16 protein-coding genes and 1 tRNA gene are annotated in these 17,513 nt (G+C 65.7%); 9 read left to right on the top strand and 8 right to left on the bottom strand.

What is annotated here, in order from left to right; translation table 11 throughout:
- Window positions 1-30: 30 nt before the first annotated feature.
- From AC1D2L_RS11330 to AC1D2L_RS11360, 7 genes are all read left to right on the top strand, one after another.
- The gene (locus AC1D2L_RS11330) at window positions 31-1,023 is read left to right on the top strand and encodes an ABC transporter permease (protein WP_476846262.1); all 993 of its coding nucleotides are present in this window, start codon (window positions 31-33) and stop codon (window positions 1,021-1,023) included.
- The gene (locus tag AC1D2L_RS11335; RefSeq protein WP_476845973.1) at window positions 1,013-1,948 is read left to right on the top strand and encodes an ABC transporter permease; all 936 of its coding nucleotides are present in this window, start codon (window positions 1,013-1,015) and stop codon (window positions 1,946-1,948) included. The genes AC1D2L_RS11330 and AC1D2L_RS11335 overlap by 11 nt, the downstream gene beginning before the upstream one ends.
- Before the next feature lie 148 nt (window positions 1,949-2,096).
- The gene (locus tag AC1D2L_RS11340; protein WP_476845974.1) at window positions 2,097-3,296 is read left to right on the top strand and encodes an amidohydrolase family protein; all 1,200 of its coding nucleotides are present in this window, start codon (window positions 2,097-2,099) and stop codon (window positions 3,294-3,296) included.
- Window positions 3,293-4,798: an amidohydrolase family protein gene (locus tag AC1D2L_RS11345; RefSeq protein ID WP_476845975.1), complete on the top strand. Its 1,506-nt coding sequence runs from the start codon at window positions 3,293-3,295 to the stop codon at window positions 4,796-4,798. The genes AC1D2L_RS11340 and AC1D2L_RS11345 overlap by 4 nt, the downstream gene beginning before the upstream one ends.
- On the top strand, window positions 4,795-5,826 hold the full coding sequence (locus tag AC1D2L_RS11350; protein WP_476845976.1) for an ABC transporter ATP-binding protein: 1,032 nt from the start codon (window positions 4,795-4,797) through the stop codon (window positions 5,824-5,826). The genes AC1D2L_RS11345 and AC1D2L_RS11350 overlap by 4 nt, the downstream gene beginning before the upstream one ends.
- Window positions 5,819-6,883 (top strand): ABC transporter ATP-binding protein, encoded by a 1,065-nt coding sequence (locus AC1D2L_RS11355; RefSeq protein WP_476845977.1) that lies wholly within the window; start codon window positions 5,819-5,821, stop codon window positions 6,881-6,883. Before AC1D2L_RS11350 ends, AC1D2L_RS11355 begins: the two co-directional genes overlap by 8 nt.
- A gap of 60 nt (window positions 6,884-6,943) precedes the next feature.
- Entirely contained in the window at window positions 6,944-7,693 is a 750-nt protein-coding gene (locus AC1D2L_RS11360) for an aspartate/glutamate racemase family protein (RefSeq protein WP_476845978.1), read from the top strand.
- Between the two features lie 44 nt (window positions 7,694-7,737).
- Here the strand turns inward: AC1D2L_RS11360 and AC1D2L_RS11365 are convergent, their stop codons facing one another.
- Window positions 7,738-8,409, bottom strand: coding sequence for a TetR/AcrR family transcriptional regulator (locus AC1D2L_RS11365; RefSeq protein ID WP_476845979.1), 672 nt, complete (start codon window positions 8,407-8,409; stop codon window positions 7,738-7,740).
- A 133-nt stretch (window positions 8,410-8,542) separates the two neighbouring features.
- Here AC1D2L_RS11365 and AC1D2L_RS11370 point away from each other — a divergent pair, with 133 nt between their 5' ends.
- Window positions 8,543-9,178, top strand: coding sequence for an isochorismatase family protein (locus AC1D2L_RS11370; protein WP_476845980.1), 636 nt, complete (start codon window positions 8,543-8,545; stop codon window positions 9,176-9,178).
- Window positions 9,179-9,206: 28 nt separating this feature from the next.
- Here AC1D2L_RS11370 and AC1D2L_RS11375 read toward each other — a convergent pair whose 3' ends face one another.
- From AC1D2L_RS11375 to AC1D2L_RS11405, 7 genes are read right to left on the bottom strand one after another with little or no spacing between them, the layout of a single operon-like run.
- Complete coding sequence (locus AC1D2L_RS11375) at window positions 9,207-10,010, bottom strand: MBL fold metallo-hydrolase (protein WP_476845981.1); 804 nt, start codon at window positions 10,008-10,010, stop codon at window positions 9,207-9,209.
- On the bottom strand, window positions 10,007-10,825 hold the full coding sequence (locus AC1D2L_RS11380) for a TatD family hydrolase (protein WP_476845982.1): 819 nt from the start codon (window positions 10,823-10,825) through the stop codon (window positions 10,007-10,009). Before AC1D2L_RS11380 ends, AC1D2L_RS11375 begins: the two co-directional genes overlap by 4 nt.
- Entirely contained in the window at window positions 10,825-12,384 is a 1,560-nt protein-coding gene (gene metG / locus AC1D2L_RS11385) for a methionine--tRNA ligase (protein WP_476845983.1), read from the bottom strand. The genes AC1D2L_RS11380 and metG overlap by 1 nt, the downstream gene beginning before the upstream one ends.
- Before the next feature lie 21 nt (window positions 12,385-12,405).
- Window positions 12,406-13,476: a DNA polymerase III subunit delta' gene (locus tag AC1D2L_RS11390; protein ID WP_476845984.1), complete on the bottom strand. Its 1,071-nt coding sequence runs from the start codon at window positions 13,474-13,476 to the stop codon at window positions 12,406-12,408.
- Complete coding sequence (gene tmk, locus AC1D2L_RS11395) at window positions 13,476-14,126, bottom strand: dTMP kinase (RefSeq protein ID WP_476845985.1); 651 nt, start codon at window positions 14,124-14,126, stop codon at window positions 13,476-13,478. The genes AC1D2L_RS11390 and tmk overlap by 1 nt, the downstream gene beginning before the upstream one ends.
- 12 nt (window positions 14,127-14,138) lie before the next feature.
- Window positions 14,139-15,359 (bottom strand): D-alanyl-D-alanine carboxypeptidase family protein, encoded by a 1,221-nt coding sequence (locus AC1D2L_RS11400; RefSeq protein ID WP_476845986.1) that lies wholly within the window; start codon window positions 15,357-15,359, stop codon window positions 14,139-14,141.
- A 49-nt stretch (window positions 15,360-15,408) separates the two neighbouring features.
- Window positions 15,409-16,572 (bottom strand): septal ring lytic transglycosylase RlpA family protein, encoded by a 1,164-nt coding sequence (locus AC1D2L_RS11405; protein ID WP_476845987.1) that lies wholly within the window; start codon window positions 16,570-16,572, stop codon window positions 15,409-15,411.
- A gap of 698 nt (window positions 16,573-17,270) precedes the next feature.
- Here AC1D2L_RS11405 and AC1D2L_RS11410 point away from each other — a divergent pair.
- Window positions 17,271-17,360, top strand: a tRNA-Ser gene (locus AC1D2L_RS11410).
- The last annotated feature ends 153 nt before the right edge of the window (window positions 17,361-17,513 follow it).

Below are 17,513 nucleotides of genomic sequence, written 5' to 3' on the forward strand. Positions count from 1 at the left end.
AGAATGACGGCGGACGAACAGGAGCCCAAGATGCCGGCCTTCCTCTTCAAGCGATTGCTGAACGCGGCCGGCGTCATGCTTGCAGTGGCGTTCCTCGCCTTCCTGATCTTCCGCTTTGTCGGCGACCCCGTCGAACTGATGCTGAACGAGCAGGCGAGCCAGGCGCAGCGCGACGAACTGCGCGTGCGGCTCGGCCTCGACAAGGGCTTCGTGATGCAGTTCGCGACCTTCGTCGGCAACGCGCTGCGGGGTGATTTCGGCATCTCCTATCGCAACCAGCAGGATGTCTTCACGCTGATCGCGGAGCGCTTTCCGGCGACGTTCGAACTCGTTCTCGTCGCGACCTTTCTGTCACTGATCGTCGGGATCCCGCTCGGCGTCTACACCGCCATCAAGCGCGAAAGCCCGTTGGCGAAGGCATTGCAGATCATCTCTGTCCTCGGCGTCTCGCTGCCGAGCTTCGCGCTGGGCATCCTGTTCATCCTGCTGTTTTCGGTGACGCTGCAATGGCTTCCGGCCTTCGGGCGCGGCCAGGTCGTGCAGATCGGCTGGTGGAGCACCGGATTTCTGACGCCGTCGGGACGGCTGGCGCTGATCTTGCCGGGCATCACGCTCTCGCTCTTCCAGATCACGCTGGTGATGCGGCTGGTGCGCGCCGAGATGCTGGAGACCATGCGAACCGACTTCATCCGCTTTGCCCGGGCGCGCGGCCTGCCGGCGCGGACCGTCAATTTCGGCCACGCGCTGCGAAACTGCCTGATGCCGGTGATCACGGTGACCGGCCTCCAGATCGGCAACCTCATCGCCTTCGCGCTGGTCACCGAGACGGTATTCCAATGGCCCGGCATGGGCCTGCTCTTCGTCCAGGCCGTGACCTTCGTCGATATCCCGGTGATGGCGGCCTATCTGATCGTCGTCTCCTTCATCTTCGTCTCGCTGAACACGCTGGTCGACCTGACCTATGCCTGGGTCGATCCTCGCCTGCGCGAGGACGCGATTTCGGGAGCCGCCAATGCCCGCTGAAACCGCCACCAGGCCCGGCCGCCTGCGCCGTTTCCTCGACAGCGACATCGGTTGGAGTTTTCGCACCACGCCGGCCGCCTGGCTCTCGGCGCTGGTGCTGTTCCTGCTGATCGCGAGCGCATTTCTGGCGCCTTTGATCGCGCCGCAGAACCCACATGATCTCTCGCAGATCTTCATCGACAAGGCCGAGATCCCGCCTATCTGGAGCCGCGACGGTGAATGGCCGTTCCTGCTGGGCACCGACCCGCAAGGCCGAGACGTGCTCTCCGCCATCCTCTACGGCACGCGCGTCTCGCTGATCATCGGTATCGCAGCCGTCATCGTCTCGATGGGTATCGGCGTTACGGTCGGCCTCGTCGCGGGGTTCTATGGGGGGCGCATCGACAACCTGCTGATGCGTCTCGGCGATACCGTGCTCTCGATCCCGACGCTGCTGATGGCGATCCTGGTCTCGGCGATATTTCGCGAGTTGCTGCCGCCTGCGCTGCGCGAGCCCTTTGCGGCCGTGGTCTTGGTCGTCTCGATTTCGCTGACCAACTGGGTTCAATACGCCCGCACCGTGCGGGCCTCGACCATGGTCGAGCGCCGCAAGGAGTATGTGCTGGCGGCGCGCATCATAAAGGTCCCCTCGACCCGGATCATGCGCCGCCACATCCTCCCCAACACGCTGACGCCGGTGATGGTGGCGGCGACGCTGAACCTCGGCCTCGCCATCCTCTCGGAAGCGACGCTGTCCTTCCTCGGCGTCGGCATGCCGATCACGCAGCCCTCGCTGGGCACGCTGATCCGCATCGGCAACCAGTACCTGTTTTCGGGCTCCTGGTGGCTGATCGTCTTCCCGTCGCTCCAGCTCGGGCTGATCGTGCTCTCGGTCAACCTGCTCGGCGACTGGCTGCGCGACGCGCTGAACCCGAAGTTGCGGTGAGAATGCAATGATCCACCCCGTCATTGCGAGCGGAGCGAAGCAATCCAGGGAGACGTAGCGCTGCCGCCCCTGGATTGCTTCGCTCCGCTCGCAATGACGGTCGAAAAACAGACCATGACGACCAAAAAAACATCGAGGATCGCCTGACATGACTGCCACTCTGCTGCTGCGTAACGTCCGCCCCTATGGCGGGGCTGCCACTGACATCCTCGTCGAGAATGGGCAAATCACGCGCGTTGCCGCGCAGATCGAGCCGCCGGCCGGCGCGACTGTCGAGGACGGCAAGGGCGAGATCGTCATTCCCGGCCTGATCGAGGCCCACACCCATCTCGACAAGAGCCTTCTGGGCTTGCCCTGGTACGTCAACGAGGTCGGCCCGAGACTGCTCGACAAGATCGACAATGAGCGGCTGAACAAGCGCCGGCTCAACATGGACCCCTATGTCCAGTCGGCCCGGCAGAGCATCCAGTCCTCGCTGATGGGCTCGACCCATATCCGCAGCCATGTCGACGTCGACACCGATCACGGCATGTGGGGCGTCGAGGGCGTGATGCGGACACGCGACGAGTATCGCGACATCGTCGACATCGAGCTCGTCGCCTTCCCGCAATCGGGCCTGCTGCGCCGGCCGGGCACGCTCGAACTGATGGACCAGGCGATGAAGGCCGGCTGCGAGATCGTCGGCGGGCTCGACCCCTGCGCCATCGACCGCGACCCCAAGGGCCATCTCGACGCGGTCTTCGAGCTCTGCCAGCGCTATGGCAAGCCGCTCGATATCCATCTGCATGAGCCCGGCGAGATGGGAGCGTTCTCGACCGACCTGATCTGCGAGCGCACGCGCGCGCTCGGCATGAAAGGCAAGGTTACGATCAGCCATGCCTTCTGCCTGGGCACGCCCGACCCCGCGCTGATCGATCCGCTGCTGGAGCAACTCGCCGAGCTCGACATAGCGATCATGACGACGGCGCCGTCCGGGCGCCCTGCCCCCGTGGTCAAGAAACTGCTCGGGATGGGCATCCGTGTCTGTTCCGGCTCTGACGGTATCCAGGATACCTGGGGCCCCTATGGCAATGCCGACATGCTGGAGCGCGCCATGTTTATCGGCCAGCGCAACAACTTCCGCCGCGACGACGAATTGCGGCTGGCCTTCGAGGTTTGCACCAGCGAAGGCGCCAAGGTGATGGAGATCGCGGATTACGGGCTAGCGGAAGGCTGCGTCGCCGATTTCGTGGTCTTGCCCGGCGAGACACTGTCGGAGGCGATCGTCACCCGCTCGCCCAAGCGCCGTGTCGTCAAGCGCGGCAAGATCGTGGCCCGCGACGGCGTCTCGGTGAGGGCCGTGCCGTGAGCCTGCAGGCCAAGACGCGCCCCGAGGGCCGCATCCTGCTGACCGCGCGCTGGCTCGTCGGCCACAGCGACGGCCGCCACCGGCTCTATGAGAATGGCGAGATCGTCTTCGAGGATGGAGAGGTCATCTTCGTCGGGCACGGCTTCCCCGGTGAGGTCGCGCGACGCATCGACTATGGCAACGCCCTGATCGGGCCGGGCTTCGTCGACCTCGACGCGCTGTCGGACCTCGACACGACGATCCTGGCCTATGACAACCAGCCCGCCTGGAAGAAGGGCCGCGTCTGGCCGCGCTCCTATCTCGATGCCGGCCCCTACGAGATGTATTCGCGCGAGGAGCTGGCTTTTCAGAAGAAGCACGCCTTCGCGACGCTGATCCGTAACGGCATCACCACGGCCCTGCCGATCGCCTCGCTGTTCTACCGCGTCTGGGGCGAGACGCCGGAGGAATTCCAGGATGCGGCGGAGGGTGCGGCAGCTTTGGGCCTGCGCACCTATCTCGGCCCAGCTTATCGTACAGGCAACCAGGTGGTGGAGGCTGATGGCGCCATCACCACTCATTACGACGAAGCGCGCGGGCTCGCCGAACTCGACGCCGCCATCGCCTTCTGCAAGCGCAATGAGGGCGCCGCCGGCGGGCTGCTGCGCACCATGTTGGCGCCGGACCGGATCGAGACCTCGACGGCCTCGCTGCTGCGGCAAACGGCGCAGGCCGGTCGCGATCTCGATGTGCCGGTGCGGCTGCATTGCTGCCAGTCCAAGATCGAATACGACCTCGTCCTGGCACAGCACGGCATGAGCCCGCCGGAATGGCTGCAAAGCCTGGGTTTCCTCAACGAACGTGCGCTGCTGCCGCACGGCACTGTCGTGTCCGGCAGCCGGCTCGTAGACCGGCCTGGCCGGGACCTCGAGATCATCCGCGACGCGGGCGCCGCGATCGTCCATTGCCCGCTGGTGTCCGGCCGGCATGGCAACGCGATCGATCATTTCGGGCGCTATCGAGAGATGGGTATCAGGATCGGCATGGGCACCGATACCAGCCCGCCCGACATGATCATGAACATGCAGGTCGGCATGATCCTGGCCCGTACGGTTGCCGGCTCGGTCATGGCCGCCCGCAGCGAGGATTATTACGATGCCGCGACCATCGGCGGCGCCGATGCGCTCGGCCGCCCCGATCTGGGCCGGCTCCAGGCGGGCTCGCGTGCCGACATCACGGTGTTCGAGCTGGACCGGCCGCATCTCGGCCAGGTCATCGACCCCATCCAGACCATGCTGCTCGCCGGCCACGGCCGCGATTTTGCTCATGTCGTGATCGACGGCCGCTTCGTGATGGAGAACCGCTTGATCCCCGATGTCGACGAGGCCGCCGACACCGCGCGGGCGCAGACCCAGTTCGAGGGCGTGATGGCGCGCTATCCCGAGCGCACGCACGGCCATCCGCCCACAAGCGAGATATTCTCGTCGAGCTACACGATCGAACGCGCGAGGCCCCCGTCATGAACGCCATCGCCGCGCCTCCGAATCCTCAGGCCGCGCGCACGCCCCAGGCAGCGTCCGGCTCGCTGTTGTCCGTGCGGGACCTCAACATCGTCTTCGACGGGCGGCACGGCCCGCTGACCGCGTTGGATGGCGTCTCCTTCGAGATCGCCCCGGGCGAGATCCTTGGCGTCGTCGGAGAATCCGGTGCGGGCAAGTCGCTGACCGGCACGGCCGTCATCGGCCTGCTCGATCCACCGGGACGGATCGCCGGCGGCAGCATCCACCTCTCCGGCGAGCGCATCGACAATCTCCCGGCCGAAGCGATGCGCAAGCTGCGCGGCCGCCAGATCGGCGCGATCTTTCAGGACCCGCTGACCTCGCTTCACCCGCTGCTGACGGTCGGCGACCAGTTGGTCGAGACCATCCGGACCCATCTGCCGCTGAGCCGGGGGCAAGCGCGAGCGCGCGCGCTGAACCTGCTCAAGGAGGTCGGCATCCCGGCCGCCGAAACGCGGATCGACCAGTATCCGCACCAGTTCTCGGGCGGCATGCGCCAGCGCGTGGTGATCGCGCTCGCGCTTTGCGCCGAGCCCAAGCTCATCATCGCCGACGAACCGACGACCGCGCTCGACGTCTCGATCCAGGCCCAGATCACCACCCTGCTCAAGCGCCTGTGCCGCGAACACGGGACGGCGATCATGCTGGTCACGCACGATATGGGCGTGATCGCCGAGACCGCTGACCGGGTCGCGGTGATGTATGCCGGGCGCATCGTTGAGATCGGCCCGGTCGAGGAGGTCACGCGCCGTCCGCGCCATCCCTATACGGCGGGGCTGATGGCCTCGATCCCCAGTGTCCATGCCCGCCATGCCGAACTGAACCAGATCGACGGCGCGATGCCCCGCCTCAACGCCATCCCGGCCGGCTGTGCCTTCAATCCGCGTTGCGGCTTCGTCCAGCCGTTCTGCCGCGAGCACCGGCCGGGTCTGCCGCAGGGCGCTCACGTCGCCGCCTGCCACTTCCCGCTGAGGGAGCCAGTGCATGCGTGACCTCATGACAACCGCACCGCTGAGCCCCAATTCTGAGGAGCCGCGCAGCGGCGTCTCGCAGGATGACGGCTTGGGCAACCGAAGCGCGGATGTGGCCGATCCAATCCTCACCGTCTCCGCGGCCTCCTGCCGTTTCGATGTGTCCGCACCGGCCCTGACACGCCTCCTGTCGCGCGAGCCGAGACGCATCCTGCGCGCCGTCGAGAACGTCTCGTTCACGGTCCAGCGCGGCACCACCTTCAGCATTGTCGGAGAGTCCGGATGCGGAAAGTCGACGCTGGCGCGGATGGTGGTGGGCCTGCAGCGTCCAACAGAGGGCGCGCTGCATTTCCACGACATCCGCCGCGCCGATGGCTCCTTCGGCCCGCCGCGCGTGCAGATGATCTTCCAGGACCCTTACGCCTCGCTGAACCCGCGCTGGCGCGTCGGCGACATCATCGCCGAGCCGATCCGCGAGTTGAAGCTACGGCCCGACGAGGCTTCCACACAGCAGCGCGTCGGCGATCTCCTGGAGATCGTCGGGCTCTCACGCGCGGATGCGCAGCGCTACCCGCACGCCTTCTCGGGCGGCCAGCGCCAGCGCATCTCGATTGCCCGCGCGCTGGCGACGGAAGCCGACTTCCTCGTCTGCGACGAGCCGACCTCGGCGCTCGACGTCTCGGTGCAGGCACAGGTGCTGAACCTGATGGTTCGCCTCCAGAAGGAACTGGGGCTGACCTATCTCTTCATCAGCCACAATCTCTCCGTGGTCCGGCACATGTCGGACGAGATCGCGATCATGTATCTCGGCCGCTTCGTCGAGCACGGACCGGCCGACAGCGTCTTTGCTGCGCCAAAGCACCCCTATACGCGGCTGCTGCTGGACACGATCCCCGATGTCGAGCGGCCCAACCGGAACCGCCAGCCCATGTCGGGCGAGGTGCCGAGCCCGATCGCGCCGCCGCCGGGCTGCGCCTTCCACCCGCGCTGCGGGCTGGCAATCGACCGTTGCCGCGCCGAGCCTCCGGAACTCGCGCAGCATGGCGCCCGTCTCGTCGCGTGCCATCTCGCCGCGTGAGCGGCAGCCATCTTGCAATGCCGGAAATCCGACCCGGTGACTGACAGTAAGTGTTTCTGAATGCCGCGCATCCTCGTTCTGAACCCGAATACGATGTCGGAAATGACCGCGATCCTTATGCGTGTCCTTGCGCCGTTGACGCCCTATGGCGTCACGTTAGTCCCAGCCACCGGCCGCTTCGGCGCGCGCTATATCTCGACCCGCACCGCCGCGGCGATCGCGGGGCACGCCGCGCTCGACGCCTATGCCGAACACGGCGAGGGCTGCGATGCCGTCTACCTCGCCTGCTTTGGAGACCCCGGCCTGATGGCGCTCAAGGAATTGTGCCCGGTTCCGGTGGTTGGCATGGCGGAAGCTGCCTGCCGCCATGCTGCTGAACGCGACGGCCGCTTTTCCATCGTCACCGGCGGTGAACGCTGGCGCCCGATCCTGACCGAATTCGTGGGATCACTGGGGCTGGGGGACCATCTGGCCGCGGTCGAGGCCGTGGCGCCCACGGGCGGCGACATCGCCGGGAACCGCGAGGGCTCCATCATGATGCTGGCCGAAGCCTGCCGCCGAACAGCGGAACGCGACCGGGCGCAGGCGGTCATATTGGGAGGCGCCGGGCTTGCCGGACTGGCCGCGAGGGTTCAGCCGCATGTCGAGGTGCCGGTCATCTGCTCGACCGAGGCCGGTTTCAACGCTGTGCTGGCCGCGGCCTTCCAACCCCATGCGAAGCCCGAAAGCGGTGATCTCGCCCTTCCGCCGCCCGTGGAGAGTGTTGGGGTGTCCGCCAAGCTGGCGCGCTTGCTCGCAGGTGGCTTGTGATGTCATCAGGTGGCAAGAAACACCTTTAAACATAGCGTGATCAGTTACTTGAAGACATGTCCGTCAGTCGTGTCTGAATTGAACCGCGCTCCTGCAAACATCAGGTCCCCCGAGGGTCCCGAGATGATGTGCGGCAGCAGGGCCTTCCAGGATTCGATGAGCTCGCGATAGTAGCCGGGCTCCGGGCGCAGCACCGTCTGCACACCCATGCCGCGCACGAGGCAGACGGTCAGGTTCAGGACGATCCGCGCCTGGTGCGGCGGTCGGCGTCGTGGATCGCAGAATTCGGTCCAGATCTCATCGAGTGCGTCATGGAAGCGCTTGACCACCGGGATCATGCGCTCGCGCAGGTCGGCATCGTTGCGAGCCTCGGTGATCATCTCGAGCGACAGATAAAAGAACCGTCCCGAGAATAGCTGCCAGAGCAATTCGACGAAATCGTCCAGCGTCACCTTGCCGTCCTGCAACTCGCCGGCGACCGTCTTGATCTGGCGGGTGCCGTCGTCGAGCAGCGCCTCCATCGCAGCGAGCACGATGTCGGCGCGCATCGGGAAATGATGCAGCAGAGCGCCACGCGAAACGAGCGCCCTGTCGGCAATCTGGTGAGTGGTCGCGGCGTGGTAGCCGACCTCGAGGATCTGGTCGAGCGTGGCCGCGATCAGCCTTTCGCGCGTCAGGACGCTGCGCATCTGCGGTTGGCGGGGTGTTTTGGACATGGCGGCCCATCGTCTCCTCGGCCCCGACGGGCCCAAATGACCCTACCTCACGACGTTATAAAAACAATCTTGCTTGATTTTTTATCTGCTTCAGGATGACGGAGTTCGATTTCCGAGACCGCAGGAGGATCCGATGTCAGACGACTACAAGAACCGCAGCTATGGCGAGATCCCTGTCGGCTTCGGCCAGAAGCCTGGTATCGTCGTGGTCGATTTCCAGACCGGTTTTACCGATCCGCAATACCCGCTCGGCGGTGCGCCTCTGGTTGTGCGGGCCGTGGAGAACACTGCAAGACTGCTTGAGGTGGCGCGGCGCTACAATGTGCCGGTTGCAACCTGCAACACCGCCTACATGAACGAACGCGAGATGCCCTATTGGAAGATCACGGCCGTTCGCGAGACCTTTCGGCACGACCATCCGAGCGTCGAGCTTGATCCTCGCATCTATGACCCCGACTACGACCTCAGGGTCTGCAAGAAGGGCCCGTCGATCTTCTTCAACACCGGTGTCAGCGACTATTTCACCAAGGAGCGCGTCGATACCGTCATCGTCACGGGCTGTAACACCAGCGGCTGCATCCGCGCCAGTTCGATCGACAGCTTCAGCTATCGCTTCCGCACCATCGTCCCGGAAGACTGCGTGGGCGATATCGAGGAGCAGCCGCACAGGGACAATCTGCGGGATCTTGGCCGCCGCTATGTCGATGTCAGTGACCTCAAGACCGTGCTCGGCCAGCTCGAAGCCTGGCACTTGCAGAATGCGGCCTGAGTCCGCGCTGCCTTCGGTGACGGCCTCATCAGCGGCCGTCAGTCACCACCATGCCGTCATAGGCCGCCTCGACATTCGGAGGCAGGCGCTTTGACAGCGCGGCATAGTCGAGGTCGCTGTGCAGATTGGTCAGGACGGCGCGGCGCGGCTTGAGCTCCGCGATCGTCTCGAGCGACTGCGCGAGATGGAAATGGCTGATATGCGGGGTCTCGCGCAGGCAGTCGAGGATCAGGATGTCGAGCCCTTTCAGGATCGCCCTGCCCTCCGGCGGCAGCAGGCTCACGTCCGGGAGATAGCCGAGGTCGCCGAAGCGAAAGCCCAGCGCCTCGTAGCCCGGGCCATGCTCGACGACGAAGGGCAGCGCAGTGATAGCGCCGCCTGCGCCTTCGACCGTGACGTCGCTGCCGGCTGACAGCGGCAGCATGTTGAGGATCGGCGGGTACATGCTGCCTTCGGGTGTCTCGAAGAGATAACCGAAGCGGCCCGTCAGCGACTCCCTCGTCCTTTCATCGGCATGGACGGTGATGCGGCGACGCATATGCAGCACCAGCGCCCGGAGGTCGTCGATGCCATGCGTGTGGTCCGCATGATCATGGCTGAACAGGACGCCGTCGAGATGCGAGAGCTCGGCATCGAGCAACTGCTCACGCAGATCGGGCGACGTGTCGACGATCAGGCGTGTGCTGCCGCCCGGCCCCGACCGCTCGACGAGCAGCGAGCACCTGCGACGGCGGTTCCTGGGCTCAGACGGGTCGCAGAAGCCCCAGCCCAAGCCGGGACGCGGCACGCCACCCGACGAGCCGCAGCCGAGGATGGTGACCTTCAGCGTCATGCTGCTGCGGCGCCGCTCTGCGCCTGCGCGACCGGACTAGCGTTGTCCATCTTCCAGTAGCAACGGCGCGCATTGGCTGTCGTCAGCGCTGCGACCTCGTCGAAGCTCAGGCCGATGGTTTCGCCCAGAACCCTGGCGGTCTCAACGACATAGGCCGGCTCGTTACGTTTGCCCCTGAAGGGCGTCGGAGCGAGATAGGGCGCGTCGGTCTCGACCAGGAGGCGATCCCGGGGAACGAGCCGGGCGATCCGGCGCAGGTCTTCCGAGGTCTTGAAGGTCAGGATGCCCGAAAAGGATATGTAGAGCCCCATCTCGACGCCAGCCAGCGCCAGCGCCTCGCCTGCCGTGAAGCAATGCAGAATGGCGGGGAAGACTCCCTTCGTCATCTCATCGCGGAGGATGGCGATCATATCGTCATCGGCCTGCCGGGAATGGATGACGAGCGGCAACTGGGTGATCCGCGCCGCAGCGATGTGAACCCGCAACCCTTGAGCCTGCGCGTCACGCGGGCTCTTGTCGTAGTGATAGTCGAGACCGGCTTCGCCGATCGCGACGCAGCGCGGATGCCGAGACAGCGCCACAAGCTGCTCGACCGTCACGTCGAGTTCCTCATGCGCGCCGTGCGGATGCGTGCCGACGCTGCACCAGACAGAAGCGAAGCGCTCCGACAGCGCGGCATAGGTCTCGAACCGCGCGACGCGGGTCGAGATCGTGACCATCCGCGTCACGCCCGCAGCTTCCGCGCGGGCGACATAGGTGTCGAGTTCCTCGGCAAAATCCGGGAAATCGAGATGGCAATGGGTATCGATCAGCATCAGGCGCCCTCGCCTGTTTCCGGCTCGACGAAGCGCGGAAATATCCCGCTCGGTGCCGGCAGCGCAGAACCTGCCGCGAGCCGGTGATCGGGTCCGAGATTGGCGAACTGGCGGGCGTCGGGGGCGACGCCCAACAGGTCCAGCAGCTTGGCTGCGGAGCTCGGGATGACCGGCTGAACCAGGATCGCGACCTGCCGCAGCACTTCGGCCGTGACGTGCAAAACCGTATCGCGGCGGGCCGGATCGGTCTTGGTCAGGCGCCAGGGCTCGTTGGTGGCGAAATAACGGTTCGCCTCGGCGACCACGGCCCAGATGTCGGCTAGCAGTACATGCAGCGCGAAATCCTCCATGGCGCCACGCGCCTTGGCGAGCGCACCGTCGGCCATGGCCAGCATGGCCTCGTCGGCCTCGGTGAGCGCGCCGAGCGCAGGCACCTTGCCGTCGCAGTTCTTGGCGATCATCGACAGCGAGCGCTGGGCGAGGTTACCGAGATCATTGGCGAGATCGGCGTTGATGCGCCCGACGATCGCCTCGTGGCTGTAATTGCCGTCCTGGCCGAAGGAGACCTCGCGCAGGAAGAAATAGCGCAGCTGATCGACGCCATAGGCATCGACGAGCCCGAACGGGTCGACGACATTGCCCAGCGACTTTGACATCTTCTCGCCCTTGGAGAGCAGGAAGCCGTGGCCAAAGACGCGCTTGGGCAGCGGCAGGCCCGCCGAGAGCAGGAACGCCGGCCAGTAGACCGTATGGAAGCGCACGATGTCCTTGCCGATGACGTGCACATCGGCAGGCCAATAGTGCCAGCGCGGGTTGGCCTCGTCGGGAAACCCGCAGCCGGTGAGATAATTGTTCAGCGCGTCGACCCAGACATACATCACATGCCGGGGGTCGCTGGGCACCGACAAGCCCCAGTCGAAGGTGGTGCGGCTGATCGAGAGATCCTCGAGCCCGCCCTTCACGAAGCTGACGATCTCGTTCTTGCGCGTGCCCGGCGAGATGAAGTTGGGAACGTCCTCGTAGAGCTTCAGCAGCTTGTCCTGATAAGCCTTGAGGCGGAAGAAGTAGCTCTCCTCCTCGACCCATTCGACAGGCGTGCCCTGGCCACCCAGGCGGGTGCCGTCACCCAGGAGCGTGGTCTCCTCCTCGCCATAGAAGGCTTCGTCCCTGACCGAATACCAGCCGGCATACTTCGCCAGATAGATATCGCCATTCGCCTCCATCCGGCGCCAGAGCTCCTGCGTGGAGGGCACGTGGTCGGCGTCCGTGGTGCGGATGAAGCGGTCGAAGGAACAGCCGAGACGCTGCTCCATCTCCTTGAAGCGATCTGCGATCGAGTCGACGTAAGCCTTTGGCTCGAGGCCATTTTGTGCCGCTGTGCGCTGCACCTTCTGGCCGTGCTCGTCGGTGCCCGTCATGGCGAAGACGTCGTAGCCGTCGAGGCGCTTGAAGCGCGCGATCGCGTCCGACGCCACCATCTCGTAGGCGTGGCCGATGTGCGGCGGTCCATTCGTGTAGTGAATGGCGGTCGTCAGGTAGAATTTAGGGGCCGTGGCCATCATCGATCCGAAGGGTTCGCTTCACGCTGCGCGCGAGCGGGCAACCGCATCCGACAGATCATGAAACATCGTCATTACGAGCGGGCGGCGGTCGAGGTTATAGGTTTCCACCTCACGAGCCGCGCGACCCAGCTTTTCCCATACCTCCGCCAGCGGTGCAAGGCGGGCGGGGCTTGCATTGGCATGCGCATGGAGGTGATCGCCGAGCCAGCTCTGCACGGCATCGATCATCACCCAGAAATCCGACTCGCCAGCCTTGCCCGCGACATCCTCGGCCAAGGCAAGCAGCGCCGTCACATCGATGCCCGGCAGCGCATCGAGCCGGGCGCGCACGGCCTCGACCAGAGCCAGCGTCGTCGGATCGACATAGGTCAGGGCGCGGCGCACGGAGCCGTCGCCGAGGCGCGCCGCGCGCGGCAGCGCGGAGGCGTCGAAGGGGCCGCCCATGCGCTCCAGCGCGAGTTGCCCCGCCTGCGCGACTTCGGCCTCGTCGAGCGCCCCAAAGCTCAGCAGCCGGCAACGCGAGCGGATGGTCGACAGCATGCGCCCCGGCGCATGTGAGACAATCAGGAACAGCGCGCGAGGAGGCGGTTCCTCGAGCAGCTTGAGCAAGGCGTTGCCGGCCGAGCGATCCATGTCCTCGCCGGAATCGACGATGGCGACACGCCAGCCGCCCTCGGCTGCGCTGGAGCCGAACCGATCGAGCACGCGGCGCACGGCATCGACCGGAATGTTGCTGGTGTAGCCCTTGCCATCGGGCTTCTGGATGCGACGCAGCACATGCAGGTCGGGGTGGGACTGAGCCATGACACGGCGCGTGGCCGGGTCGTTCTCGGGCATGGCAAGGGTGTCGACCTGCCGGGCACGTTCGGTGGGCTCGCCCGCGGCCAGCACGAAGCGCGCGACGCGGTAGGCGAAGCTAGCCTTGCCGATGCCTTCCGGCCCGCCAAGCAGCCAGGCGTGGTGCGTCCGCCCCGATGACAGCGCCTCGATGAAGGAGCGTTCCTGCGCGGCATGGCCGACGAGGGCCAGCGTCTCGCGCGGATGCGGCGCGTTGGGCAAACGGTCGGGTTCGTCTGTCGTCTGGAGCATCAGGCGTCCTGCGGGAGAGGCAGGCGCTGTTTCAGCACGGCCCAAGCGGAATCAGCAAGATTTTCCGGCGCCAACGTGGCGTCGAGCACCGCGCAGCGGTCGGGCTCCTGCTCGGCGATGTCGAGGAAGCCCTGGCGAAGCCCGCGATGAAAGGAGAGCGTCTCGCTCTCGAAGCGATCCTTCGCCTCATTCGGCGCGCGGCGCCGTGCGGCACGCGCCAGCCCGATGGCGGGGTCGAGATCGAGGATCAGTGTCAGGTCCGGCAGAAGCCCGCCGATCGTCACCTGCTCGAGTTCGGCGAGCAAACCCTTGTCGAGGTCGCCGAGCACGCCCTGGTAGACCCGCGTCGAATCCAGAAAGCGGTCGCAGATCACCCAGTCCCCGCGCCCGAGGGCCGGAGCGATGCGGCGATCGATATGGTCGATGCGCGCGGCCGAGAACATCAGCGCCTCGACGAAGGGTCCGTGCTGCTTGACGCGGCCCGAAAGGATGGTCTCCCGGATCGCCTCCGCCTTCGGCGAGCCCCCTGGCTCGCGCGTCAACTCGACCGTGAGGCCCAGCTTTGCGAGCCGCGCAGCCAAGGCCTTGGCCAGCGTCGATTTGCCGGCGCCCTCGCCGCCCTCCAGCGTGATGAAACAACCTGTATTCACGAAACCGGACGCTCAGCTTTTCCTGAAGGCACTGCGCACCCAACCGGTGGCGGCTTCGTATAGCGCATCCAGCGCCCGACTCTGCAAGGTTCCGGACTCCACCGTCTCGGCTGCATACAGCGGAACCTCGAGTGTCTTGACGTCTCCGCGCGTCACCAGGAGCCGGGCGATCTCCGCTCCCTCGCGGACAGGCGCCCTTAGCGGGCCCTGATAGACGATCCGCGCATTGAGGCGCTCGTTGCTGCCGCGCGGCAGCAGCAGGTTGATCGGCCCCTTGGCCTTGAGGCCGATGCGCCCCTTCTCGCCGCCGAAGACGCTGGCCTCGCCGATCACCTCGCCGGCAGCAAAGACGCTGCGCGTCTCGAACGCGCGAAAGCCCCACTCCAGCAGCTTGCGGCTTTCCTGGGCCCGATCGCGCGAGCTCTTGAGACCGTTGACCACCACGATCAGGCGTTGCCCGTTCTGAACCGCCGAGCCGACGAGGCCGAATCCTGCCTCGTCGATATTACCCGTCTTCAGGCCATCGGCGCCGATATCCATCGTGAGCAGCGGATTGCGGTTCTGCTGGCGGATCTTGTTCCAGGTGAATTCGCGCTGGCCAAAAATCTTGTACAGCTCGGGATAGGTCTTGATGATGTGGTCGGAGAGCAGCGCCATCTCACGGGCCGTGACCTTCTGCAGGGGATCGCCCATGCCGGTGGCATTGCGGAAGACCGATTTGCCCAGCCCCAGCGCCCGGATGCGCTCCGTCATCACCCGCGCAAACGTCGCCTCGTCGCCCGCCACGGCCTCGGCCAGCGCGATCGCGGCGTCGTTGCCCGATTGCACGATCAGCCCTTGCAGGATGTCAGAGAGTTTTACGCGGCTGTTGAGCTGGGCGAACATGGTCGACCCGCCGGAGACACCACCGCCCTTGCGCCAGGCGTTCTCGGAGATGCCGATCTCGCTGTCGAGCGTCAGCCGGCCCTGCGCGATATCCTCGAACGCAACGAGCGCCGTGGCGATCTTGGCCAGGCTCGCCGGCACCATCAACTCGTCGGCAGCCTTCTCGTACAGCACGGTGCCGCTGGCGGAATCGAGCAGCACGGCATAGGGCGCGGCGGACTGGAAACTCTGGGCCCGACTGGCGCCGCTAGAGGCGATGCCTGCCGCGAGGACCGCGGCGGCCACGAAGCCTCGCCTAAGCGCCGAGGCTCGCAAAAACCTTCGCACGCAGGAGGACAGGCCGCTCATACGGCCATCAGATGCAGAGGCAGGCCCGAGCGGTCAAGCCCGGCTCCGCTCAATTGCGCGCTAGCGGCTGCAACGCCTGTGGCGTGAGGTTGTTGACCAGCGGATGCGTCTTGGCGAAACGCTGTGTCGGGCTGCGCTCGGGCGCAGTGAACAGGCTCGCCATGTTGGTGCGCGACGGGGGCAGAGGAGTGGCGGCCTTCGGGCGAACCAGAACCGGGGTACCGGCATTGGCAATGGTGTCGAGGTCGAACGGGCGGTTGGGCGGAAGCGGCGCGCCGCGCACGGGGACACCGGACGCCGTGCCGACCGAAACAACCGGCGCCTGCGCCGCCACGCCTGCAATGATCGGCGAGCTCGGCGAAATCGTACGTACGGGCTCTGCATAGGCCCGCGCGACGGGCTGGACGATTTCAGGCTGACTGCGCTCTGCCGGGGCCTCGTCGAGATTGGCGCTGGCATAACGGGCGGCAGCGACCGGAGCCGCCGAGGCGACCATGGTCGGGGCGCTCGTGCCCGGGATGGAAGCCGGCTGGCCATCGGTGCGCAGGGTCGCGAGCAGCAGCTTGTCGTCGGAGCCGGCGAGCGAGGCCTGGCCCAGATATTCGAGCCTGATGCGGGCCGTGCCGAGATGGCGGAAAGCGAGTGCCTCGGCGGTACGCTGCGAGACGTCCATGACGCGGCCGCCATGATAGGGGCCGCGATCGTTGACGCGCACGATGATCGAGCGGTTGTTCAGAACGTTGGTGACGCGGGCATAGGCCGGCAGCGGCATCGTCGGATGCGCCGCGCTGATGCCATAGCGGTCATAGACCTCACCATTGGCGGTACGGCGACCATGGAAGGCCTCGCCATACCACGATGCCATGCCGACAGCCGTGTAGCCGACGGGCTTCTCATAAGGCGTATAGCGCTTGCCGGCGACCGAGTAGGTCTTGCCGATGAGCTGGCGCCCACCGCCCTTGGGCACGTCCTGCCCTTCCGCGACGACGCGCGGGCTGGCCTGGCCGTATTTCGGATGGGAGAAGGCACCGATTTCCTTCGAGCGACCGCTGCGGGCTACCTGGTCATTGGCGCAGTTCGCAAGGAAAACGCCGGCGAGCGCGACGCAACCAAGTCGCGCGACGCGTGTTGTAACGGAATAAGGACTGAGGCCAGCCAGTTCGGGAGCCTGGGAACACGTTTCCGGGACCGATGAGCGTGCGCCTCGTGTCATTCCGTCGTTCCGCCTTCTGCGCCGCAAACTCTACCGGCTGTACTGCCGGGATGTAGGCCAAGCCGCATGAGCGGCGAAGCCTGAGTTTTCGGACATTCCCGTTAAGAGAGCGTTAAGCGACGGCTCGCAGATCGCGAGGCCGCCGAGACGCTTCCCGGCCCCTGTGAGCGGGCACAAAGGTGTCCGAAATGCGGCACATGTCAAGCTCCGGGCGACCGACGGTGACCAAAACGCGGCGACTTCGCTGCCTGGAGTACGCGTTGTCCGCCAGATTTCGTGGAGCTTTCGCGGATTGCCTACCGGTTAACGGACCAGCCAAAAAAACCGGTGGAGCGACGTTACGTTATCACGGGCAGACCCGAGGTGGCGGAGCTGTTTTCACCGAATCGAAAGCCGGATCAGCATAGTGCGATCGTCCGGCAGCGGCGGTCCGGAGCGAACCGGCCCGAGCGGACACTGCGCACAGCCCAGATGCTGCATTGCGGCAATTGCGCACGCCCGTCCCTTCGTTGCCCCGTGGGCGCCGTCTTCCGGCGGTCAGCATTGCCCCATCAATATGAAAGCTGCGACGCTTCTCGTCTCGACGAACAGCAGCGCAATGTGTATCGAGTGCACTGCGTTACGCGCAGCATATTTCCCGCGATTCCGCGATGCGACCCGTGTCTCATCGCCCTCGCACGGATATGCGCGGATGCGTTGGAAGGGTGGCCGAGTGGTTTAAGGCAGCGGTCTTGAAAACCGCCGTAGGTGAAAGCCTACCGTGGGTTCGAATCCCACCCCTTCCGCCACTGCATCTAGAGCGGTCACTGTCCTGTAGACCTTTGTCGAAGCATGCAGCGAGCCCAGATCGGACTCCCAAGACTGCCACACGGCCGGCAAGTCGCCGCACGGCGCCGCGCATGCGGCGAACCACTAGGCGCAGCTCGATACGTCCGTTCCAT

It is taken from the genome of Allobosea sp. P1_B10, assembly GCF_056406735.1.